Genomic DNA, 22,472 nt, shown 5'->3' on the forward strand with positions numbered 1-22,472 from the left:
CGGATGCCCATCAGACGCCTTCCCCGTGCAGGTCATCAACGACCGCTGTTGTTCCGGGGAAGCCTGTGCCTGTTATGCCTGAGTACGTTCAGCGCACAGGCACAGGAATATTCCTCGCTGCCCGATGCCCCGCGTGCGGCACCGGTGGTCACGGACGCCATGTTTTATCTGTCGATTGTGGTCAACGGCCAGACGGATAATCAGGTGGTGCCGGTGACGTACCGCAATAACGCCTACTTTGTTGAAGCGGGTGTGCTGGCAAAAAACCATATCCACATTAACGGCCAGCAGGGGCTGATCAACGTCGGCGAACTGCCGGACGTCAAAGCGAAATACGATTCGGCCAGCCAGCAACTGGTGTTAAACGTGCCGGATGCCTGGCTGCCGAACCAGAATGTCAGCGGCGACCCGCTGATGAATTACACGCCGTCGAAAAGCAGCACCGGCCTGTTGTTTAACTACGATGCCTATTACACCGATCCGCCGGGCGGCGCGAAATCCATCGCCACCTGGATGGAGCAGCGTTTATTCAGCAATCTCGGGCTGATCACCAATACCGGCACATACCGCTACAACATCGATAACGTCCCCAACAGCAACGGCGACCAGACCACGCAGGACGGCTATCTGCGCTACGACACGTTCTGGCGGTTCACCGACGAGAAAAACCTGATCAGCTATCAGGTCGGGGATTTCGTCAGCGATTCCCTGACGTGGAGTAACTCGGCGCGCATGGGCGGTGTGCGTATCAGCCGTAACTTCGGTGTGCGCCCGGACCTGGTGACGTATCCGTTGCTGCAATACAGCGGCACGGCGGCGGTGCCGACCACTGTCGATCTGTTCCTCAACGGCTATAAGGCCAGCAGCAATAATCTGAATTCCGGGCCGTTCACCCTGACCAACGTGCCTTATATCAACGGAGCCGGTGAGGCGACGATTGTCACCACCGATGCGGTCGGGCGGCAGGTCTCCACCAGCGTTCCCTTTTATGTTTCCAACACCCTGCTGCGTAAAAATCTCAGTGATTTCGATTTTTCACTCGGTGCGGTGCGCAACAATTATGGCGTGACCAACGGGGATTATTCCGACGGCGCGTTCAGTGGCATTTACCGTTACGGGCTGAGCAATTATCTGACGCTGTCCGGCCATACCGAACTGACGCAAGGTCTGGCGCTGGGCGGTCTGGGGGCAGATGTCGCGGTGGGTACCTGGGGGACGCTGAGCATTTCCGGCAGCCAGAGTAAGGCGAACCATCCGCCGGTGGACAGCAATAATCAGCTGAACAATCCGAACGGTTATCCCAACGGTCAGACGCCGGGCATTCCGGACTCCAGCGGACAAATCGATAATCCGCTGGGCGAAAATGTCACCGATAAAAAAGACGGCAGCCAGTACACGCTGGGTTATTCCTACTATTCGACGGTGTTCAGCCTCTCGGCGCTGCGTTCAAAACGCACGGTGGGTTATCAGGATCTGACGTCTTACACCAGCGACACGCGGTTAAGCCGTCAGGCCGATCAGATCACCTTCAGCACATCGCCGTTCGGATCCGCCAACGGCACCATGGGTATCGGCTATTACGACGTCGAAGCCTATGACAATTCGCATACCCGGCTGGTGAATTTCTCCTACAGCCGCTCGCTGTGGGGGCAAAGCAGTATGTTTTTATCGCTCAACAAAACGCTGGGCGATACCGGCTACAGCGCGCAGTTGCAGTTCATCATTCCGATTGGCACCAACATCAATATGAATGCCGGTGTACAACGTGACAGTTCGGGCAATTATCAGGAACAAATTGGCGCCAGCAAGGCGACGCCCACCGACGGCGGTCTGGGCTGGAATCTGGCTTACAGCGGCGGCAACAATCCGTATCAGCAGGCCGATGCGACCTGGAAATCCCATTACGCCACGATCCAGGGCGGCTTCTACGGCAATCAGGGCGATTACACCAACTGGGCCGATCTGAGCGGATCCGTGGTGTTTATGGCGAACGACTGGTTCCTGTCAGACAAGATCAATGATGCCTTTATCGTGGTGGATACCGACCATTACGCCGAGGTTCCGGTGCTGTTCGAGAATCAGAAAATGGGCAAAACCGATAAAAACGGCCACCTGCTGATCCCAACCGTCAGTTCGTATTATCCGGCCAAAGTGGAAATCGACACCCTGCCGCTGCCTGCCGACGTGGTCGCCAATAACGTCAATGACCGCATCGCCGTGAAGCAAGGCAGCGGCGTGGTGGTGAAATTCAATGTCGAGAAAGTGCTGTCCGCCAATATCACCCTGCACGACGCCGCCGGACAACCGCTCAAGCTGGGCACTCTGGTCACAGAGCAAAATACACAGCAGACCACCGTCACCGGCTATGACGGGCTGGTGTATTTCTCTCACTTACAGGAAAACAACGTGCTGAACATTCAGCAGGAAGATCATTCGGTATGCCGGGTCAGTTTCACCCTGGCCCCCCATCATCACAGCATTGAGCAGGTTGGCCCGCTGGCATGTCCGGGTGGCGCAACGGCAGGAGATAAATCATGAGAATTTTCAGGCGGTGGATAACGCAGGGATTACTGCTGATGCTGTTGCTGGGTGCGACATCGCTGGCGCGGGCGGGATGCACCACGGCGGCCACCACCATCACGCTGGGCACTCAAAATTCCTTTGCCGTCAGCTCTTCGCCACTGGTGACCGCAGGCGGCAGCGGCTTAAGTTGCACCGGCCCGTTGCTGAGTATCGGCGGCACCAACACCATCACCGCCACCATTGGTGCCACACTGCATCCGAGCGGCTCGCAGCCGCGCCTGTACAGCGCAGCGACCAACCAGTACCTGCCTTACAGCCTGTGTAAAGACGGCAGTTGCGGCACGGTGTATAACCAGGGCGATGTGATTAGCTGGAGCAGCACCACCGCCCTGGGATTACTGGGATTGTTCTCCGGGCCGAACGGTACGTTGCCCCTGTATGTCATGCCCCAAACGCTGTCCAATCTGGCGGCGGGCACCTATACCGATACCGTCCCTATCGCCTGGAGATGGAACATCTGCTCGGTGGCCGTCGGCACGTTGCTGTGTATCGCCGATACCGGCAATGTCAGTGGCAACGTCAACCTGACGCTCAACGTCACTAACTTTTGCTATATCGACAGCGCGCCGAACGTTGGTTTTGGCAGCGCGGCCCTGCCTTCCGGCCTGACGACGGTGGTGGCGAATACCATCAGCGTGCGCTGTACGCTGAACGCCAGTTATTCCGTTAACCTGACCAGCAGCGTGCCGGGTTCAGGCCAGTACCGGCAGATGGCGTCCACCGTCGGCAGCACCACCAGTTATCTGCAATATCAGATCTTTAAGGGCGACAGCACGGTCTGGACGGCCGCCACCAACAGCAGCGCGACCGGCACCGGCACATCACAATCGTTCCCGTACACCGCGTCGGTGAATCTGGCGCAAAGCAATCAGCCCGCCGGGAACTACAGCGACACGGTCACGGTGACGGTGACGTATTAACGAAGGGAGAAACAGACCCGGTGCGGCAGAGGCGCACCGGTTTTAAGGCAGGAAATTACAGGGCTTTCAGCGTTTTGACCGTCGCATCCACGTCGATTTCGTCTTCAGTGAAAACATAAGTGCTGTTCTGGAAAGTGGTGATCAGCAGCTTTTTCATGGTGCGGGTTTCGGCTTTTTTCTCTTCTTCCTGCGGGCGGATACGGTTCATCAGCAGCCCGACGGAAAGTACCGCGTTTTCTTTGTCGATCTTGGTTTCCGCAGGCACTTCTTCATTGAAGGCCAGGAAGGATTTGATGCTGGTGATTTTGATGCGCTCACCGGCAATAAAGATGTATTTGCTTTCCGGCTCGACCTTCACCGCAAAGGCGGAAAGCCCTTTGTTGTTGGTGGTCGGCTCAAAGGTCACTGTCGCATCTTTCTTAATCAGCTCAGGGTTTGCAACTTTAATCACGTGGAAATAACGGTTATCGCCGTTTTCATCTTTGATAAAACCGAAACCTTTATCTTCAAACCAGGTTGTGATTACGCCGTTCATCGCTTACCGCCTAAGTAATTATTTATTCAACATGTCAGTTTTTGCAGGGCGGCAGTGTAAAGCAGAATGAGGACAAAGTCCTGTGCTTTACGGCCTGATCACCCCGTTTTACGTTGCTTTTCTGAAAGTCAGGTTAAACCGGTACTGACCGGTCAGCGGATGCTCGCCCGCTTTCAGCGGCAATACGCCGTGATAACGCAGCCGCGACGGGCCGCCCCACACCACAATATCGCCGTGCATCAGCGGCACACGCTGCGTTTTGTCGCTGCGTTCCATACCGCCGAACTGAAATACCGCCGGTAAGCCCAGCGAGACCGAGACAATCGGCTGGCCGAAATCGTGCTCGTCTTTATCCTGATGCAGGCTCATTTTAGCGCCCGGCTGATAGCGGTTGATCAGGCACGCATCGGGCGCGAAACCGGGAAATCCGGCCTGCTCTGCGGCATTTACCGCAAGCTGGCGAAACAGGTCCGGCATCGGCGGCCATTGCTGATGGCTTTCCGGCGAGACGGCCTGATAGCGATACCCCGCCCGGTCCGTCACCCAGCCGACATCGCCGCAATTGGTCATCGCTACCGACATCGCGTAACCGCCCGGCGTGGCGCGATACTGAAAAGGCACCAGACCGGCGATGCGGTCGATCTCCGCCAGTAACGCCACATCTTCTGCCAGCGCCGCACCGCGTAACACTACCGCGCCGGGGCACAGATCTTCCCGCCAGTTCGGGTGAAAATCGGGATGATCAAAAAGATCCAAATTCATGTCAGCCTCCGCGTTCATGCCTGTGTTAAGTATAACAGCGGATTTGAGACAGACTCAGATTGTCGGGGCGGATCGTTTCAGCTAAGGTTCAGTAAGATCAATAAGCCCTTTCAGGAGAGCATCATGAGTCGGGAAATTAATAAAGATACACAGCTGTGTATGTCCCTTTCCGGTCGTCCGGGAAATTTCGGCACCCGTTTTCATAACAGCCTTTATCAGGCGTTAGACCTGAACTTCGTCTACAAAGCCTTTTCCACCAAAGACATCGAAGCCGCCGTGAAAGGCGTGCGCGCGCTGGGTATTCGCGGCTGCGCAGTCTCGATGCCGTTCAAGGAAGTCTGCATTCCGTTCCTTGATGAGTTGGATCCTTCCGCCACCGCCATTCAGTCCGTGAATACCATCGTCAATGACGACGGTTTCCTGCGCGCTTACAACACCGATTACATTGCCGTCGCCAAATTGCTCGACAGCCATCAGGTGCCGCGTGACGCCGTTTTCGCCCTGCGCGGCAGCGGCGGCATGGGTAAAGCGGTGGTCGCGGCCATCCGTGATGCCGGTTTCAAAAAGGGCTATATCATTGCCCGTAACGAAGCCAATGGTCGCGCACTGGCGGAAGAATACGGTTACGAATGGAAAGCCGACATCGGTGATCTGGCCGTCGATATGGTGGTGAACGTCACGCCCATCGGCATGGCCGGTGGCCCGGAAGCCGATTCGCTGGCCTTTGAACCGGCGGTGATTGACCGCGCCAGCATCGTCTTTGACGTCGTCGCGCTGCCGGCAGAAACCCCGCTGATCCGCTATGGCCGTGAACACGGCAAAAAAGTGATCACCGGTGCGGAAGTCGCCACCTTGCAGGCCGTCGAGCAGTTCGTGCTGTATACCGGCGTACGCCCGTCTGATGAGCAAATTGAAAAGGCGGCGGCACACGCCCGCAGCTGATCTGGCCTTCTGAACGTAAAAAGCCTCTCATGCGAGAGGCTTTTTTAAGGGTGCGGATCCCGCCGATGATCAGCGCACAAGACACGGCCTTTTCGGATCAAACGTCCAGTCCGGCACCAGGAACTGCATGCCCTGCGCATCGTTACGCGCGCCCAGCCCCATGCCTTTGTACAGCTCGTGCGCCTTCATTACCTGATCCATATCCAGCTCTACGCCCAGACCCGGCTGTTCCGGCACACGCACCTTACCGCCTTTGATCTGCAACGGTTCTCTGGTCAGGCGCTGATTGCCTTCCTGCCAGATCCAGTGGGTGTCGATGGCGGTGATTTTGCCCGGTGCCGCCGCCGCCACCTGCGTGAACATCGCCAGCGAAATATCAAAGTGATTGTTGGAGTGCGAGCCCCAGGTCAGCCCCCATTCGTGACACATTTGCGCCACGCGCACCGACCCCTGCATGGTCCAGAAATGCGGATCCGCCAGCGGAATATCCACGGATTTCAGCTGGATGGTATGCCCCATCTGACGCCAGTCGGTGGCGATCATATTGGTGGCGGTCGGCAGGCCGGTTGCCTGACGGAATTCCGCCATCACTTCACGCCCGGAGAAGCCCTGCTCTGCGCCGCACGGATCTTCGGCATACGCCAGCACGCCGCGCAGTTGTTTACCTAATGCGATCGCTTCATTCAGCGACCAGGCCCCGTTGGGATCAAGGGTAATGCGCGCCTGCGGGAACCGCTGCGCCAGCGCCGTCACGGCTTCGGCCTCTTCACTGCCTGCCAGAACGCCGCCTTTCAGTTTGAAATCGTTAAAGCCGTATTTGTCATACGCCGCTTCCGCCAGACGCACCACTGCCGCCGGTGTCAGCGCTTCTTCATGGCGCAGACGATACCAGTCACAGCGGTCATCCGGCTGGCTCTGATAGCCCAGCGAGGTTTTGTTGCGGTCGCCGACGTAGAACAGATAGCCAAGCATTTCGACTTCATCGCGCTGCTGTCCGTCGCCCAGCAATGACGCCACGGTGACGCCCAGATGCTTACCGAGCAAGTCCAGCATCGCGGCTTCAATCGCCGTCACGACATGAATGGTGGTGCGTAAATCGAAGGTCTGTAAACCCCGGCCGGAGGCATCGCGGTCAGCGAATTTTTCGCGCACCGCCGTCATCACATTCTTGTATTCACCCAGCGTTTTGCCGGTCACCAGCAACGCGGCATCATCCAGCGTCTGACGGATTTTCTCACCGCCCGGTACTTCACCGACGCCGGTGTTACCGCTGCTGTCTTTGAGGATCAGGATGTTACGGGTGAAAAACGGCGCATGCGCACCGCTGAGATTCAGCAACATGCTGTCGTGTCCGGCAACCGGGATCACCTGCATGGAGACAATTTTAGGTGTAGATGAAGAGGTCATGCTTACTCCTTAGTAACGTCAGATTCCGTTAACCGCGCCCCATGGCCGGGCGCTTGCGATCGAATGTCCAGCCGGGGATCAGATACTGCATCGCGGCGGCATCGTTACGCGCGCCGGTCGGCAATTTCCGGTGTAACTCGTGGGCGCGATGGATTTGATCCATGTCGATCTCCACGCCCAGCCCCGGTTTTTCTGGCACTTTGATTTTCCCGTTCACAATTTGCAGCGGCTCTTTGGTCAGGCGCTGGTTGCCTTCCTGCCAGATCCAGTGCGTGTCTATCGCAGTCGGTTTACCCGGTACGGCCGCGCCAACATGGGTAAACATCGCCAGCGAAATATCAAAATGGTTATTCGAATGGCAGCCCCAGGTCAGGCCCCATTCGTCGCAAAGTTGCGCGACGCGCACCGCACCGTGCAGGGTCCAGAAATGCGGATCCGCCAGCGGGATATCCACCGACTGCAACATCACCGCGTGCTGCATCTCGCGCCAGTTGGTGGCGATCATGTTGGTCGCGACCGGTAAGCCTGTCGCGCGGCGGAATTCGGCCATCACCTCGCGGCCGGAAAAGCCCTGCTCCGCGCCGCACGGATCTTCGGCGTAACTGAGGATCCCATGCAGGTCTTTGCACAGGTAGATGGCTTCATCCAGCAGCCACGCGCCGTTCGGATCGACAGTAATTCGCGCATCGGGAAAACGTTTTGCCAGCGCCTTGACCGCGTCGATCTCCTGTTCGCCCGGCAGCACGCCGCCTTTGAGTTTGAAATCTTTGAAGCCATAACGATCCTGCGCCGCTTCCGCCAGCCGCACCACCGCCTCACTGTTCATCGCTTCCTGATGACGCAGGAGATACCAGTCGTGCGTGCCGCGCTCGCCTTCCTGATACGGCAAATCGGTTTTCTGCCGGTCGCCGATATAAAAGAGATAACCGAGCACCGTCACTTCATCACGCTGTTTGCCCGGCCCGAGCAGTTCGCACACCGGCACGCCGAGGAATTTGCCCATCAGATCCAGCAGCGCGGCTTCCAGTGCCGCGACGGCGTTCACCCGCAGTTCAAACGTCCACGCGCCTTTGCCGAAAGAATCAAAATCCGACGACTGATTGCCGGCGTGGATCTGATGCACCAGCCGGTTCATGCGCGCCACTTCCTGACCCTTCACCTGCGCAATGGCTTCCACCAGCGTGTTGTAGATCACCTCTCCGCCCGGCGCTTCGCCGACGCCGGTATTTCCGGCGCTGTCTTTGAGGATCACGATATTGCGGGTGAAGTAAGCGCCGTGCGCGCCCCCGATATTCATCAGCATGCTGTCATGCCCTGCCACCGGAATAACCTGCATATCCGTGATGACCGGCGAGGATGGCGTACTCATTATCTTTCTCCTTTTACTGTGCCGGTAACGGCATACGGGCGAAGCTGGATGCGTTCGATTTTTCCGACAATAAACAGGTAGCTGACCACGGCGAGCAGCGCGTGGATGCCGACATAAATCAGCGCGCCGTTGAAGGAACCGGTGGTGCCGATAATGTAGCCGATGGCGATGGGGGTGATGATGCCGGAGACGTTACCGAACATGTTGAACAGCCCGCCGCTCAGCCCGCTGATTTCTTTCGGTGCGGTGTCGGCCATCACTGCCCAGCCCAATGCGCCCAGCCCTTTGCCGAAGAAGGCGAAGGCCATAATGCCGACCACCATCCATTCGGTGCTGACGTAGTTGCAGAAGATCATCGACATCGACAACAGCATGCCGACCACAATCGGTGCCTTGCGCGACAGCGTCAGGTTGTTGGTTCTGCGCATCAGCCAGTCGGAAATAACCCCGCCCAGTACGCCGCCGAGGAAGCCGCAAATTGCCGGTACCGAGGCCACCATGCCCGCTTTGAGGATCGACATGCCGCGCGCCTGCACCAGATACACCGGGAACCAGGTGATGAAGAAGTAGGTCAGCGCATTGATGCAGTACTGGCCGATGTAGATGCCAATCATCATGCGTGATTTCAGTAATTGTTTAAGTTGGAAGGCTTTTTCGCCTTTGACGACGGCTTTTTTGGTGGTCTTCTGATCCATGTTGATCAGTGCGCCACCGGCTTCCATGTAATCGAGTTCCGCCTGATTCACGCCCGGATGATCTTTCGGATCGTGGATCACTTTCAGCCAGATGAAACTCAGTACGATCCCCAGACCGCCCATAAAGAAGAAGACGTGTGACCAGCCCACTTCATGCGTCAGCCAGCCCATGATCGGGGCGAAAATTACCGTGGCGAAGTACTGCGCGGAGTTAAAAATTGAAACAGCGGTGCCGCGTTCCTGAGCCGGGAACCAGGCCGCGACGATACGGCTGTTGCCGGGGAAGGAAGGCGCTTCGGCCAGACCGACCAGAAAACGTAAGGCAAACAGCGAAACGACAATGCCGAAGCCGCTGAAGACATCGACGAAGCCCTGCAACAGGGTGAACAACGACCAGATGAAAATGCTGTAGAAATACACTTTTTTCGAGCCGAATTTATCCAGCAGCCAGCCACCGGGTATTTGCCCGATCACATACGCCCAGGAAAATGCCGAGAAAATATAGCCCATCCCGACGGAATCCAGTCCGATATCTTTGGCCATCGCCGAACCGGCAATGGATAACGTGGCACGATCGCCGTAATTAAATGAGGTGACAATAAATAACATCACCACTATCCAGTAGCGCGCGTTAGTTCTTTTTTTGACGGCACTGGCTGCTGAAACGGTAGTTTCCATGGTGTTCTCCGGAATTAATGACAACGCCTCTACACAGAGATAAAAGTCATTCCATTCACAGAACTGTAGGGTTCAGAGAGGAAGGAACGCAGCCAGTATATGAACAACATTCCTTTTACTCATTGGGCAATACAACAGGCTTGAACCGTCCTTTGCATTTATCCTGAGGCAAATGCCCAGCGCCGTGCGAGTTGTTTCACAAAAAATGAAACAGCTGTGATGGCTGTCACAACTGGTCGTTATCTAATTGCAGCGCGACATACAGCAATAAACGATCGTCGAAATTCCCCAGATCCAGACCGGTTAATTCAGAGATGCGGTTGAGGCGATATTCCAGCGTATTACGGTGAATATAGAGGGCTTTCGAGGTGGCGGTCGGCTGCACATTATTGTGGAACCACGAGGTCAGCGTGCGGCGCAATAATCCGTTGCCGTCAGTGGCTTTCAGACGGGCCAGCGGACGCACCAGTTCGTCGGCCTGCCAGCCGCCGCGCAGGCTGTCGAGCAGCACCGGCAGGATCAGATCCTGATAGAAATAGCAGCGTTGTTCCGGCATCCGCTGTTTACCGACGGTCATGGTGGTGCGCGCGGTGCGGTATGAACGGGCGATGCTGCCGGGGCCGGTAAAGAAGTTACCGAGGGAAATGCGTACGCGCAGACGACCGGTTTCGGTCATGCGGGAAAGCAGATGATCGATGCGCTGGCGGTGGCCGTCCGGATCCCAGCGATCGTAGCTGTTCAGCGCCGGTTTCAGCACCACCATTTCGGTGAGGGAGACAATGGCGATCAGGTTGTCGCGCTCCGGCGTGGTCAGCAGGGTTTGCAGCTGTTGCAGCTCGGCCATCGCGGAATCGACACCCAACTGGCCGCTGTCGACCTCCACCACCGCAGCGACGCGCGGCCGGTTCAGGTCGATGCCCAGACGCTGCGCCCATTCCATCAGCGCCGGAGAAAGCTCGTCCACGCGGATCAAATTCAGCACCAGTTCTTCACGCAGACGGCTGTCCTGCGCCAGCATATGCAGCAAACGCGCTTGTTCGAGCATCATTTCGGCGGTCATACACACCAGTTCGCCGTACTGGCGCAACTGAGACGGATTGCCCGTCAGACCAATGACGCCCACGATCTGGCCATCAATACGCAGCGGCAGGTTGATGCCCGGACGCACACCGTGCAAATGCCTTGCCACGCCTTCGTCGATATCGACAATACGTTCCTGCGAAATAGACAGTAAAGCCCCTTCGTGCAATTCACCAAGGCGCTGGTCGTCGCCACTGCCGATAATCCTTCCGCGGCCATCCATGACATTCACATTACTATCAATAATTTGCATTGTGCGGGCAACAATTTGTTGCGCCAGCTTTGCATCGAGATGATACGCCGACATGGAGCCCCTGCCTTGCCTGTTTTATCGTTGTAAAAACAGCATACTCAGGCCGGGACGGCCATACATTATGCAAATGCCCAAAGAGCGAAAGCGCCTGTTGAAGTTGCGGGGAAAGTCACATTTTTAAGCAAATGCCCAGACTTGCCTGCAAAAAACCGGTCATGGGTGGGAAACGCTGAACAGCAGACAAAAAAAAGCACGCCGGAGCGTGCTTCTTGTCGGGACACTGCGGGCAGAAATTACTGCGCCAGCAGGTAAATCGAGGTGTCGCCACGCTGAATATCCAGCGCCAGAACGTTTGGCTTGGTGTCGAGAATTTTACGCAGTTCGCCCAGATTGGCGACTTTCTGCTGATTCACGCCCAGGATCACGTCGCCTTTTTTCAGGCCGATGCGCGCGGCGGTAGAACCGGCTTTCACGTCATCCACTTTCACGCCTTTCTGGTCGCCCGCTGCGCCGTTGCTCAGTTCCGCCCCTTCGATACCGGTGTAAATGTTGCCGGATTCGACTTTAGGTGTCTGAGTACTTTGCTCAATGGTCACGTCCACGTTCATCGGTTTGCCTTCACGCAGCAGGCCGAGGGTGACTTTGGTGCCGATTGGCATGGTGCCGATATCCGCACGGAACGAAGCGAAGCTGCTGATCGGTTTACCGTTCATGCTCAGGATCACGTCACCGGCTTTGATGCCCGCTTTTTCAGCCGCAGATTTCGGCATCACCTGGCTGATGAATGCGCCACGTTGGGCGTCCACTTTCATGGCTTTCGCCAGTTCAGAGTTCAGCTCGGTGCCCATGATGCCCAGTTCGCCACGTTTCACCTGACCGAATTCGATCATCTGTTTGGACAGGTTTTTCACCATGTTACTTGGGATCGCAAAACCGATACCGATGTTGCCGCCGTCCGGTGCCAGGATCGCAGTGTTCAGGCCGATCAGTTCACCGTTCAGGTTCACCAGCGCACCGCCGGAGTTACCGCGGTTGATCGCCGCATCCGTCTGGATGAAGTTTTCGTAGTTTTCGATGTTCAGGCCGGAACGTCCCAGCGCAGAAACGATACCGGAGGTCACGGTTTCACCCAGACCGTACGGGTTACCGATCGCCACGGTGTAATCGCCGACGCGCAGCTGCTCGGAATCCGCCATTTTAATGGCCGTCAGGTTTTTCGCATTTTGTAACTGGATCACTGCAATGTCAGAACGCGGATCTTTGCCGATCACTTTCGCGTCGAACTTACGGCCATCGTTAAGCTGTACGCTGATTTTGGTGGCGTTATCCACCACGTGGTTGTTGGTGACCACATAACCTTTATCGGCATCAATGATCACGCCGGAACCCAGCGCACGGAAATCTTCTTTCTGCTCAGGCGCGGGCTGACCATCTGGCCCCTGACCGCCGCCCTGACAAACCGGCGAGCCCTGGAACGGTGAACCGTCCTGACACAGCGGAGAATTCTGACCAAAGAACTGCTGGAACTGCTGGCCCATACGCGGTGTTTTCACCGGTGCGCTGCCTTCGACGTTAACGCTCACCACGGACGGCATCACTTTCTCAAGCATCGGTGCCAGACTTGGCAGCTGCGTCGTGCTGGAAGACGCCGTTTCGGCGGCCAGCGCAGAAGAAACCGGGGCCATTGCCATACCGATACTTAACGCTAATGCGCTGAGGAATAAACTCGATTTTTTCATTTTTCAGGATCTCTTAAAATTATTGTGGCAACCAAAATAGTCGCATTGCTTGGTAGTCGTGATACTGAGATGTAATTAATAGCGTGAAGTTCATCAGGGTCGATCTGACAATGGTAAAAAAGTATTGTCAGCATTTACAAATGGCGTTTTTTCAGACAGTTCCGTAAAGAAAATTAAAGACATTTAAACTTTCCTTTTAATGAGAACTATTCCGCAGCCATGAGTCTTCTGTATTCATCATACGCATAAAGGTCGGTCATTCCGCTGATATAATCCTGAATCATTCGCGCCCGGTAATAAAATTCCTGCGCGGCATGTTCCGCCACCGGTAATCCTTCCAGCGCCGCCACCGCATTGTTGTAGGCCAGACGGTGTTTGGCAGAAATCTTATGCAACAGACGGGTTTCTATCGGATATTTCCGGTGCGTATCTTCCTGAACCAGCTGAGTAAAATCGGTCAGCGGCATATCCAGCAGCGGGCTGTAAATATCCAGCAATCCGCTGATCACCCGGTAGCCTTGTAATTCCAGCTCTTCCACTTCGGGATGGTTGAATACCTGTTTGAAGGCCACGCTTTTATAAATTTCTAACAACCGGTTGGCCTGACTGTCATCTTCAAGTAACGCGTGATTAAAGGTGCCCTGATAAATATCTTCTATATTATCAATGAACCGGCGGGCCGCATGCGGCACCAGTTGCTTGACGGTCTGCACGCGCAGTTCCATAAAGAAGTAATCCACCGGATTACGGAACGTTTTGGCGTTATCCATTTTTTCGTAGGCGGTACGTACCACTTTATCGAAGAAGTCATTTTTGCCGATCTCGCCCCATTCGCGGCACAGATACTTATATAGCTGATCCACGCTGAAAATACTTTTCTCCACCGCATCTTCCAGATCCGCAATACAGTAAGAAATGTCATCGGCCGCTTCCATAATGTAAGTCAGTGGAAAACGGTTAAATTCCCCCAGATCCAGCTCGCTGCGCAGTTTTTTGATGAAAGGTTCTTCCGCCAGATAAAACCCCGGCTTTTTCATCAGATAATCATGCGATGGCAGTTTGCTCAGCGAATACGCCGGACGGGTGTATTTCAGGATGCAGGCGGTCTGGCTGTAGGTGAGATTGAGTTTCAGCAGCGTAAACACCAGCCGGATAGCCTGCGCGTTGCCTTCAAAATTGCACAGGTCATAGCGGATTTTGCTGCGCAGGCGGTTGAGTTCAACGTCGCCGGACGTCAGGCGCAGACAGGCGACCAGACAGGCATCGGTTTCCGGCGGCGTTTCGCCACATCCGGCGGTATCCATGCGTCTGGCAAACCAGTTGTTAATGGCAGATTCGCCGAAATGGCCGAACGGCGGGTTGCCGATGTCATGCATCAGACACGCCATTTCCACCACGCTTTCAAAGGGATCGGTCACCTCGTCCAGCCCGTAAGCCTCAAGTTTTCCCTGACGGCGCAGACGGTGCAGAATTTCTTTGGCGATGTGACGCCCTACCTGCTGAACTTCCAGGGAATGGGTCAGGCGGCTGCGGACGGCGGCGTTTTTTTCCAGCGGAAACACCTGCGTCTTTTGTTGCAGGCGGCGGATGGCGGCGGAGTTAATAATCCGTCCGCGATCGCTTTCAAACTGACGGACGACGTCATAGGCATCGCGCGCCTCGATCGTGGCACTGAAAGGGCGTTGAAAATTGAATTTCGCTTTAAAATCGATCCCGGACATGATTTCCCACCTTTTCAGCCACTCACGCGTCTAAGTGACACGCGGTTGCGTTACAAACCCGCATCCCAAACGCATTATCTCTTGTCACTAGCCATGATAGACTATCGCGCATTGTTTTCGTGATTAAACCTTCAATTCCGCACCCGCTGCGGCTCATTCCACCCACATCTGCGAGTATTTATATGAAAGTAGGCATCATCGGCGCAATGGAGCAGGAAGTGACCCTGCTGCGCGACAAAATCATCAACCGTCAGACCATCGAACGTGCAGGCTGCGAAATCTACACCGGCCAGTTAAACGGCGTGGACGTGGCGCTGCTGAAATCCGGCATCGGTAAAGTGTCTGCCGCCATGGGCACCACGCTGTTACTGGAACATTGCCGCCCTGACGTGGTGATCAATACCGGTTCCGCAGGCGGTCTGGCGAAAACGCTGAAAGTGGGCGATATCGTGGTATCGGACGAAGTGCGTTATCACGATGCCGACGTCACCGCATTTGGTTATGAGCCGGGTCAGATGGCCGGTTGCCCGCCGGCCTTCACCGCCGATCCTGAACTGATTACGCTGGCTGAAAACTGCATCCGTGAACTGAACCTGAACGCCGTACGCGGTCTGGTGTGCAGCGGCGATGCTTTCATCAACGGCGCTGCGCCGCTGGCACGCATCCGCGCCACCTTCCCGCAGGTGGCTGCTGTCGAAATGGAAGCGGCGGCCATCGGCCACGTCTGCCATCTGTTTGGCACACCTTTCGTGGTGGTTCGCGCGATTTCTGACGTGGCGGACGGTGAATCTCACCTGAGCTTCGAAGAGTTTCTGGTGGTGGCTGCACAACAATCTACCCTGATGGTTGATGCAATGCTGACTGCGCTGGCCGCGTCAGAAGAGTAACCGTCACGTGATACTGCGCCGGTTCTGTCTCATGTTGCTTGGCCTGCTGATGCCTGCTGCGGTTATCGCGGCACCGGCGCAACGGGTGATCAGTCTGGCACCTAATCTGACCGAACTGGCGTACGCTGCCGGTCTGGGCGACCGGTTAGTCGGAGTTAGTGCTTACTCCGATTATCCGCCCCAGGCCAGCAAGACCGAACAGGTGGCGGACTGGCAGGGGATCAATGTCGAACGCATCGTGACATTGAAACCGGATCTGGTGCTCGCCTGGCGGGGCGGCAATCCGCAGCGCCCGCTTGATCAGCTCACTTCGCTGGGCATCCGCGTGGTTTATCTTGATCCGCAAAATGCCGGGCAGGTGGCGCAGGCGCTGGAACAACTGGCGATTTACAGCCCTTCTCCGGAAATGGCAAAGCACGCCGCCGCCGATTTCCGCCAGCAATGGCAGGCTCTCAAGCTGAAATATCACCGTGAAAAGCCGGTTCCGGCCTTTATTCAGTTCGGCACCCAGCCGTTGTTTACCGCCTCGTCTGCCACGATGCAAAGCGAAGTGCTGGACGTCTGTGGTGCAAAAAACATTTTCGCCGACAGCCGTGTGCCGTGGCCTCAGGTCAGCCGGGAACAGGTTTTAAGCCGTCATCCGCAGGTGATTGTTATATCGGGCGGAAAATCACAAAAACAGGTGATTGAGGATTACTGGCGTTCGTTGTTCAGCGTGCCGGTGATTGCGCTGGATGCCGACTGGTTCAGCCGTGCGGGGCCGCGGATCCTTCTGGCCGCCCGTCAGCTTTGCCCTCAGCTGGCAGCCTTGCCTCAGGGGTGAATGCTTACTAACTATTTAGCCCTGTCCCCGCAAATAACCGGCATGGCATTTTTCCGAATTGTTGCTTTATTAACCGAAATCAATAATTCTGCCCTGTCATCTGGTAGCATATCCGGCGTAAAATCCTACGTACGTTGCCAGCCCTCGCTTTAACATTATCTCTTTGTATTACAAACGAAATAATAAGAATAACGGCGCGATACACGATAAAAACGTGACTTATTTCCCGATCATAAGAAATCCGGATTAAAGGCCGTAAAATTTAGACCGATAACCTTTTCAGCCAGGCTGATTTTATCGTTCTACACCAGCAGGAATAACAATAATGAAAGCTCTTTTACTCAGCGCGCTGCTCGCCCTGAGCCCGTTGTTTGCGGTCGCGGGCATGGTGGGCGGCCAGATTGGTGTCAGTCTGACGATCCTGCCCAGTTGCAAGATTGATGCGGCACACAGCGGCACGTCCGTCACCTGCGCCAGCCGGACGATGATGCAGCCCCACATCAGCGAAATGATGCTCACCGCCGTTCCCGGCATCAGCATGGATTCGAAGCTGGTAACCGTCGAATGGTAACCCCCTTGTGAATGCTCACTTACCTGAGCGCCCTTCCCTCACAAAGTTTGACCATAAAAAAAGCCCGTCTGCTATCAGCAAACGGGCTTTTAATTTCTACAAAATCTTTACCCTAAATCATTCGGGCTTGAAGGGTAATCAGATGCTGAAGGAAGAGCCGCACCCACAGGTGGTTTTTGCATTCGGGTTAGTCACCACGAAACGTGAACCTTCCAGTCCTTCGGTGTAATCCACCGAACCGCCGACCAGATATTGCAGGCTCATCGGGTCAACCACCAGCGCCACACCGGCTTTTTCGATGGTCATGTCGCCGTCATTAATTTTGTCGTCAAAGGTGAAACCGTACTGGAATCCGCTGCAACCGCCGCCGGTGATGTACACGCGCAGTTTCAGGTTCGGGTTTTCTTCGTCGGAAATCAGGTTTTTCACTTTACGCGCAGCGGCCTCAGTAAACTGTAACGGCAACGCGGTTGTTTCATTCAACAATGCTTCACTCATAATTTCTCACTCCCAATCCGCATTTGTTCAGGCCGCCGGATTGACTGTCTGAATAATATACTCATTATCTTATACCTGAGTTAATGCTTCAAGTATGGGCATTTTTGGCTGCGCTGTCCTGCTTATTGATGCCTTCGGCGACGACATCTGCCTGCGCTTTTTCAGCATTCTCGCGTTCCTGCTTCTGTAAGGTGCGGGTCAATATGGCGGAATACAAGGGCTTACCGCCCAAAAACTGCGCCAGCAAGGTCGCGCCGAGACAGGTAATGATCATCGGTAAAATCAGCTGATAATTATCGGTCATCTCCAGCACCAGCACGATCCCGGTCAGCGGTGCGCGCACACTGGCGGCAAATAACGCGCCCATCCCGGCGATGGCAAAGGTGGCGGGCTGAATACCGTATTGCGGGAACCACGCCAGTGCCGCCGTGCCGAAAGCCGTACCGAGTAATGTTCCGAGCGCCAGCATCGGGGCAAAAATCCCGCCCGGCGCGCCGGAAGCAAAGCACAGCAGCGTGGTCACCACGCGGACAACAAAAATCACCAGCAGCATCATCAGGCTGTATTTCCCCGCAGCCGCCAGCGGGATCAGCGCGAAACCGCCGCCGGTCACTTCCTGATGTACCAGCCCGAGCAGGCCGCAGAAGCCGCCCAGTATGCCGCCGATAATCAGGATCTTGCGCAGATTTCCGCCATGTACGCGGGCAAACATGTCCTGCGTGCGGAAAATCAGGGCGTTAAAACAGACGCCGACCACACCAAACACCATGCCCAACACCAGATACAACCACAGCGTATTGAGCGGCGCATTCGCCAGCCTGCCGACTTCAATCACTGCGCCGTCGCCGTTAAAAATACGGAAAACGATGCTCGACATGATCACCCCGATAAACACCGCTTTTATCGAGATCAGGCTGTAACGGAACTGCAAACGCATCTCTTCGAGGATAAACAAGATCCCGGCCAGCGGCGCATTGAAGGCCGCAGAAAGCCCCGCTGCTGCGCCCGTCGCCAACAGAGAGTGCCGCGCTTCCGCGCTGCGCAGCCGGAAAATATCCACCATCATTTTCCCGACGTTTGCGCCCATCTGTACGGTCGGCCCTTCCCTGCCCAGCACCATACCCGCGCCGAGCGTGCCCATGCCGCCAAAGAATTTCACCGGGATCACCCGCCACCAGCGCACCGGCCGCAACTCCTCCAGCGCACCTTCAATTTCGGGAATGCCCGAGCCACCCGCTTCAGGGGCATAACGCCGCACCAGATAGTAGCCGACCATCGCCAGCGCGGCGGAGAACACAAACGTCAGCGGCCACAGCAGGATCCAGTAATCGCTGAGGACGCCCAGCCCGGAAAGCCGGATCGCCATCACCCAGTTCACCGCCTTCTCGAACGCCACGCCGAGTAAACCGGCGACCGTACCGACCACGGCAGCGACAAGCAAAATGGTGACCGGCGTTTTATCACGGCGCAGTACAAGACGCAGGATTTCGCTGCGTTTGCGGGGGCCACGCACCGGTGCATCCGCTAAAATTTCAGTGTCTGATTCATTCATCACGGAAAGGGATATACAGAAAAGGTTATGGAAGATGAATGAATTTAATCATACAAATTGCCGTCCTGACAGGATCTGCAACAAAATGCCGTACGGTTTACGGTTTGATAACGCCGCTCAGTTCACTAGAATGGGCGCATAAATTTTTCCGAGACATATTGAACCCAGCAATTCAGGAGCCGAATAATGAGTAAGTCAGAAAGTCTGTTCACGCAGGCGCAAGCGCTAATCCCGGGCGGTGTTAACTCGCCGGTACGTGCCTTCTCCGGCGTCGGCGGCGTCCCCTTATTCATCGCGCGCGCTGACGGCGCTTTCCTGTTTGATGCCGATGGCAAAGCCTATATCGATTATGTCGGTTCATGGGGGCCGATGGTGCTTGGTCATAACAATGCCGACATCCGCAATGCGGTGATCGAAGCGGCTGAACGCGGCCTGAGCTTTGGCGCGCCGACCGAGATGGAAGTGAAAATGGCCGAACTGGTGACCGGTCTGGTACCCAGCATGGACATGGTGCGCATGGTGAACTCCGGCACCGAAGCGACGATGAGTGCCATCCGTCTGGCGCGCGGCTTCACGCATCGCGATAAAATCGTCAAATTCGAAGGCTGCTATCACGGCCACGCTGACTGCCTGCTGGTGAAAGCCGGTTCCGGCGCGCTGACCCTCGGCCAGCCGAACTCCCCGGGCGTTCCGGCAGATTTCGCCAAACACACGCTGACCTGTACGTATAACGATCTGGATTCCGTCCGCGCTGCGTTCGAACAATTCCCTGACGACATCGCCTGTATCATCGTTGAGCCGGTCGCGGGCAACATGAACTGCGTGCCGCCACTGCCGGAATTCCTGCCGGGTCTGCGCAAGATTTGTGATGAATTCGGCGCGCTGCTGATCATCGACGAAGTGATGACCGGTTTCCGTGTGGCGCTGGGCGGTGCTCAGGAGTACTACGACGTTACGCCGGATCTGACCTGTCTGGGCAAAATCATCGGCGGCGGGATGCCGGTGGGTGCCTTTGGCGGTCGTCGCGACGTGATGGAGGCGCTGGCACCGACCGGTCCGGTCTATCAGGCGGGTACGCTTTCCGGTAACCCGATTGCGATGGCGGCGGGTATCGCCTGCCTGACGCAGGTCGCGCAGCCGGGCGTTCATCAGACCCTGACGGAGCGCACCACCCAACTGGCAGAAGGCTTGCTGGAGGCGGCGCAGGAAGAAAACATTCCGTTCGTGGTGAACCACGTCGGCGGCATGTTCGGCCTGTTCTTCACCGACGCAGAAACCGTGACCTGCTATCAGGATGTGATGAAATGCGACGTTGAGCGTTTCAAAAAGTTCTTCCATCTGATGCTGGAAGAAGGCGTGTATCTGGCTCCTTCCGCGTTTGAGGCAGGCTTTATGTCTCTCGCTCATACTCAGGAAGACATCCAGCGCACCATCGACGCCGCACGTCGCTGTTTCGCTAAGCTTTAAGATCTGGTCAAGTCGGCTCCTCCCCTTCGCAGGGGGAGGAGCATGACCAAAATCAGTTCAGGTTTTATTGCACCTGAGTGCGGAACACGATCAGCTCCCTCCCCTGCGAAGGGGAGGGCTGGGGTGGGGTATTAAGGTCAAAAACCAAATTCAAAGTGTGCTTTAACTCATTGCTTTGTATTTAAAATCCCCTCCCAACCTCCCCCTTCGCAGGGGGAGGAGCATGACCAAAATCAGTTCAGGTTTTATTGCAGCTGAGTGCGGAACACGATCAGCTCCCTCCCCTGCGAAGGGGAGGGCTGGGGTGGGGTATTAAGGTCAAAAACCAAATTCAAAGTGTGCTTTAACTCATTGCTTTGTATTTAAAACCCCCTCCCAACCTCCCCCTTCGCAGGGCTGTCTCTTATACACAAATCCCCGGCATGAATGCCCGGGATTTTTTTGAACTTTTTTCGTCTCCAGTGATCCTCTTTATATTCTCCTTCCTGGGTTTTTAGTATGGTGCTATCTGATTGTTATTCATGGGCTAAAGGGATTTTCGGGCTTGCTGCGCTTGGCGATTTACGCCGTACCCGCCGTCTCGTCACTCTGGCCACCTCACTTGCTCAACATGCCGGACTTTCTATCGTGAAATCATCCCATTCTCCTGCTGAAGTGGAAGGAGCATATCGCCTTCTGCGTAACCCTAATATCACACCTGACGCCATTGCTGACGCCGGATTCATCGCAACGGCAAAAGCCGCTCAGGCCTGTCCACTTCTTCTTGCCCTGGAAGATACAACGACGATCAACTTCAGCCACCCCAGCGCGTACGAAGACCTCGGAAATACCTCAACTCAGCAAAAAACGCATGGCCTGCTTGCGCACTCCGTTCTGCTATATGCGCCTGACACCGCCCGCATGGTCGGGCTGATCGCACAGCAACGCTGGACCCGTGACACCGCCGATTACGGAATGAAACATCTTAGAAAACAGCGACCTTACGAAGAGAAGGAAAGCTTTAAATGGCAACAGGCTTCTGAACTGATGGCACAGCGCCTCGGCGATACGCAGGCGCGCGTTATCTCAGTCTGCGATCGTGAAGCCGATATCTGGCAGTACCTCGATTATAAAATCAGCCACGGCCAGCGGTTCGTCGTCCGGGCGGCGCAAAATCGCCGGCTCGAAGGGGATGAAAATAAACTCTTCGACTTGCCTGATACCCTGACAGAAGCAGGCAGCCACACACTGAATGTGGTGCAAAAAGGCGGACGGGCTGCGCGGCAGGCACAGATGTTCGTCAGTTACAGTACGGTCCAAATCAAACATCCGAACGGGTCAGGAACCTTATTGCCCGTGACCTATATCTGCTGTCGCGAAGGCGTGGAAGGTGGTGCCTGCTGGCACTTACTGACGTCAGAACAGGTAGAAAATGCAGCACAGGCGCGGCAGATCATCAGCTATTACGAACGCCGCTGGCTGATCGAGGAATACCATAAAGCATGGAAAAGTGGCGGCACGCAGGTTGAAACACTGCGCATGCAAACGCGGGATAATCTGGAGCGAATGATGGTGATCCTTGCGTTCATCGCGGTACGCGTGCTGGCGTTAAGGCAAGGTGGCCTGAGTGAAGAAACGCTGAATGAGTCCTGTGAGCAGGTGCTGAGCCCAATAGAGTGGAAGTTGCTGTGGGTCAAACAGGAAGGAAAAACGCTGCCGAAAAAAGCACCGAACCTGAAATGGGCCTATCTGGCGCTGGCGAAAATGGGCCATTGGTATGACAGCAAACGTACGGGTCGCGCGGGTTGGATAGTAATGTGGGAAGGTTGGTTCAAGCTGCAGGATATCGTTGAAGGCTACAAACTTGCGAAGTCTCTTGATCAGGAGATCTGATCAAGAGACAGTTCGCAGGGGGAGGAGCATGACCAAAATCAGTTCAGGTTTTATTGCAGCTGAGTGCAAAACACGATTAACTCCCTCCCCTGCGAAGGGGAGGAAAAAAGCCACTTCC

18 protein-coding genes are annotated in these 22,472 nt (G+C 55.7%); 8 read left to right on the forward strand and 10 right to left on the reverse strand.

All coding sequences use genetic code 11. From position 1 onward, the window contains the following. Nucleotides 1–3 precede the first annotated feature (3 nt). A complete protein-coding gene (locus tag J9880_RS03705; RefSeq protein ID WP_232770101.1) occupies nucleotides 4–2,538 on the forward strand; it encodes a fimbria/pilus outer membrane usher protein in 2,535 nt (844 codons plus the stop codon). Beyond that, a complete protein-coding gene (locus tag J9880_RS03710) occupies nucleotides 2,535–3,503 on the forward strand; it encodes a Csu type fimbrial protein (RefSeq protein WP_095924724.1) in 969 nt (322 codons plus the stop codon). Before J9880_RS03705 ends, J9880_RS03710 begins: the two co-directional genes overlap by 4 nt. A 55-nt stretch (nucleotides 3,504–3,558) precedes the next feature. On the opposite strand, the gene J9880_RS03715 is transcribed toward J9880_RS03710, so the two are convergent. Both J9880_RS03715 and alkB read right to left on the reverse strand, forming a co-directional pair. Then, nucleotides 3,559–4,038 carry a cold shock domain-containing protein gene (locus J9880_RS03715; protein ID WP_095924723.1) on the reverse strand — a complete coding sequence of 160 codons (480 nt, stop codon included), beginning with the start codon at nucleotides 4,036–4,038 and terminating at the stop codon, nucleotides 3,559–3,561. 108 nt (nucleotides 4,039–4,146) lie between these two features. Then, nucleotides 4,147–4,800 carry a DNA oxidative demethylase AlkB gene (alkB, locus tag J9880_RS03720; RefSeq protein WP_095924722.1) on the reverse strand — a complete coding sequence of 218 codons (654 nt, stop codon included), beginning with the start codon at nucleotides 4,798–4,800 and terminating at the stop codon, nucleotides 4,147–4,149. Nucleotides 4,801–4,923: 123 nt separating this feature from the next. Between alkB and J9880_RS03725 the strand changes: the two genes are divergently transcribed. Next, nucleotides 4,924–5,742 carry a shikimate 5-dehydrogenase gene (locus J9880_RS03725; protein WP_095924721.1) on the forward strand — a complete coding sequence of 273 codons (819 nt, stop codon included), beginning with the start codon at nucleotides 4,924–4,926 and terminating at the stop codon, nucleotides 5,740–5,742. 69 nt (nucleotides 5,743–5,811) lie between these two features. Here J9880_RS03725 and gudD read toward each other — a convergent pair whose 3' ends face one another. The 6 genes from gudD to dgt all read right to left on the reverse strand — a co-directional run bounded on the left by gudD (nucleotide 5,812) and on the right by dgt (nucleotide 14,684). Next, nucleotides 5,812–7,149, reverse strand: coding sequence for a glucarate dehydratase (gudD, locus tag J9880_RS03730; protein ID WP_095924720.1), 1,338 nt, complete (start codon nucleotides 7,147–7,149; stop codon nucleotides 5,812–5,814). Between the two features lie 28 nt (nucleotides 7,150–7,177). Next, a complete protein-coding gene (locus J9880_RS03735; protein WP_408637216.1) occupies nucleotides 7,178–8,518 on the reverse strand; it encodes an enolase C-terminal domain-like protein in 1,341 nt (446 codons plus the stop codon). Then, complete coding sequence (locus J9880_RS03740) at nucleotides 8,518–9,891, reverse strand: MFS transporter (protein WP_119827032.1); 1,374 nt, start codon at nucleotides 9,889–9,891, stop codon at nucleotides 8,518–8,520. The genes J9880_RS03735 and J9880_RS03740 overlap by 1 nt, the downstream gene beginning before the upstream one ends. A 226-nt stretch (nucleotides 9,892–10,117) precedes the next feature. Then, nucleotides 10,118–11,278, reverse strand: a complete 1,161-nt coding sequence (locus J9880_RS03745; protein WP_095924717.1) for a CdaR family transcriptional regulator — start codon at nucleotides 11,276–11,278, stop codon at nucleotides 10,118–10,120. Between the two features lie 239 nt (nucleotides 11,279–11,517). Continuing rightward, the gene (degP, locus tag J9880_RS03750; protein WP_232770102.1) at nucleotides 11,518–12,963 is read right to left on the reverse strand and encodes a serine endoprotease DegP; all 1,446 of its coding nucleotides are present in this window, start codon (nucleotides 12,961–12,963) and stop codon (nucleotides 11,518–11,520) included. Nucleotides 12,964–13,169: 206 nt separating this feature from the next. Beyond that, on the reverse strand, nucleotides 13,170–14,684 hold the full coding sequence (dgt, locus tag J9880_RS03755) for a dGTPase (RefSeq protein ID WP_232770103.1): 1,515 nt from the start codon (nucleotides 14,682–14,684) through the stop codon (nucleotides 13,170–13,172). 182 nt (nucleotides 14,685–14,866) lie between these two features. Between dgt and mtnN the strand changes: the two genes are divergently transcribed. The 3 genes from mtnN (at nucleotide 14,867) to J9880_RS03770 (ending at nucleotide 16,965) form a co-directional block, all read left to right on the forward strand. Beyond that, nucleotides 14,867–15,571, forward strand: coding sequence for a 5'-methylthioadenosine/S-adenosylhomocysteine nucleosidase (gene mtnN, locus J9880_RS03760; protein WP_131694406.1), 705 nt, complete (start codon nucleotides 14,867–14,869; stop codon nucleotides 15,569–15,571). Nucleotides 15,572–15,581: 10 nt separating this feature from the next. Next, on the forward strand, nucleotides 15,582–16,394 hold the full coding sequence (gene btuF, locus J9880_RS03765) for a vitamin B12 ABC transporter substrate-binding protein BtuF (protein WP_232770439.1): 813 nt from the start codon (nucleotides 15,582–15,584) through the stop codon (nucleotides 16,392–16,394). A gap of 325 nt (nucleotides 16,395–16,719) precedes the next feature. Then, nucleotides 16,720–16,965 carry a hypothetical protein gene (locus tag J9880_RS03770; protein WP_095924713.1) on the forward strand — a complete coding sequence of 82 codons (246 nt, stop codon included), beginning with the start codon at nucleotides 16,720–16,722 and terminating at the stop codon, nucleotides 16,963–16,965. A gap of 138 nt (nucleotides 16,966–17,103) precedes the next feature. Here J9880_RS03770 and erpA read toward each other — a convergent pair whose 3' ends face one another. Further along, nucleotides 17,104–17,463, reverse strand: coding sequence for an iron-sulfur cluster insertion protein ErpA (gene erpA, locus J9880_RS03775; protein WP_013576932.1), 360 nt, complete (start codon nucleotides 17,461–17,463; stop codon nucleotides 17,104–17,106). 88 nt (nucleotides 17,464–17,551) lie between these two features. Then, a complete protein-coding gene (gene clcA / locus J9880_RS03780; protein ID WP_232770440.1) occupies nucleotides 17,552–19,015 on the reverse strand; it encodes a H(+)/Cl(-) exchange transporter ClcA in 1,464 nt (487 codons plus the stop codon). A 186-nt stretch (nucleotides 19,016–19,201) separates the two neighbouring features. Between clcA and hemL the strand changes: the two genes are divergently transcribed. Together hemL and J9880_RS03790 are read left to right on the forward strand one after the other, a co-directional pair. Further along, nucleotides 19,202–20,482 carry a glutamate-1-semialdehyde 2,1-aminomutase gene (hemL, locus tag J9880_RS03785; RefSeq protein ID WP_095924711.1) on the forward strand — a complete coding sequence of 427 codons (1,281 nt, stop codon included), beginning with the start codon at nucleotides 19,202–19,204 and terminating at the stop codon, nucleotides 20,480–20,482. Between the two features lie 498 nt (nucleotides 20,483–20,980). Further along, the gene (locus J9880_RS03790) at nucleotides 20,981–22,354 is read left to right on the forward strand and encodes an IS4 family transposase (RefSeq protein WP_119822411.1); all 1,374 of its coding nucleotides are present in this window, start codon (nucleotides 20,981–20,983) and stop codon (nucleotides 22,352–22,354) included. Nucleotides 22,355–22,472: the final 118 nt, after the last annotated feature.

This window comes from Rahnella victoriana, assembly GCF_021276285.1.
In the GTDB taxonomy this organism is placed as follows: Bacteria; Pseudomonadota; Gammaproteobacteria; order Enterobacterales; family Enterobacteriaceae; genus Rahnella; species Rahnella victoriana.

Bases quoted from the DNA above. Each gene is read 5' to 3' on its own strand.
- J9880_RS03705 (WP_232770101.1), top strand. From the start codon at position 4: ATGCCCATCAGACGCCTTCCCCGTGCAGGTCATCAACGACCGCTGTTG.
- J9880_RS03710 (WP_095924724.1), top strand. From the start codon at position 2,535: ATGAGAATTTTCAGGCGGTGGATAACGCAGGGATTACTGCTGATGCTG.
- J9880_RS03715 (WP_095924723.1), bottom strand. From the start codon at position 4,038: ATGAACGGCGTAATCACAACCTGGTTTGAAGATAAAGGTTTCGGTTTT.
- alkB (WP_095924722.1), bottom strand. From the start codon at position 4,800: ATGAATTTGGATCTTTTTGATCATCCCGATTTTCACCCGAACTGGCGG.
- J9880_RS03725 (WP_095924721.1), top strand. From the start codon at position 4,924: ATGAGTCGGGAAATTAATAAAGATACACAGCTGTGTATGTCCCTTTCC.
- gudD (WP_095924720.1), bottom strand. From the start codon at position 7,149: ATGACCTCTTCATCTACACCTAAAATTGTCTCCATGCAGGTGATCCCG.
- J9880_RS03735 (WP_408637216.1), bottom strand. From the start codon at position 8,518: ATGAGTACGCCATCCTCGCCGGTCATCACGGATATGCAGGTTATTCCG.
- J9880_RS03740 (WP_119827032.1), bottom strand. From the start codon at position 9,891: ATGGAAACTACCGTTTCAGCAGCCAGTGCCGTCAAAAAAAGAACTAAC.
- J9880_RS03745 (WP_095924717.1), bottom strand. From the start codon at position 11,278: ATGTCGGCGTATCATCTCGATGCAAAGCTGGCGCAACAAATTGTTGCC.
- degP (WP_232770102.1), bottom strand. From the start codon at position 12,963: ATGAAAAAATCGAGTTTATTCCTCAGCGCATTAGCGTTAAGTATCGGT.
- dgt (WP_232770103.1), bottom strand. From the start codon at position 14,684: ATGTCCGGGATCGATTTTAAAGCGAAATTCAATTTTCAACGCCCTTTC.
- mtnN (WP_131694406.1), top strand. From the start codon at position 14,867: ATGAAAGTAGGCATCATCGGCGCAATGGAGCAGGAAGTGACCCTGCTG.
- J9880_RS03770 (WP_095924713.1), top strand. From the start codon at position 16,720: ATGAAAGCTCTTTTACTCAGCGCGCTGCTCGCCCTGAGCCCGTTGTTT.
- erpA (WP_013576932.1), bottom strand. From the start codon at position 17,463: ATGAGTGAAGCATTGTTGAATGAAACAACCGCGTTGCCGTTACAGTTT.
- clcA (WP_232770440.1), bottom strand. From the start codon at position 19,015: ATGAATGAATCAGACACTGAAATTTTAGCGGATGCACCGGTGCGTGGC.
- hemL (WP_095924711.1), top strand. From the start codon at position 19,202: ATGAGTAAGTCAGAAAGTCTGTTCACGCAGGCGCAAGCGCTAATCCCG.
- J9880_RS03790 (WP_119822411.1), top strand. From the start codon at position 20,981: ATGGTGCTATCTGATTGTTATTCATGGGCTAAAGGGATTTTCGGGCTT.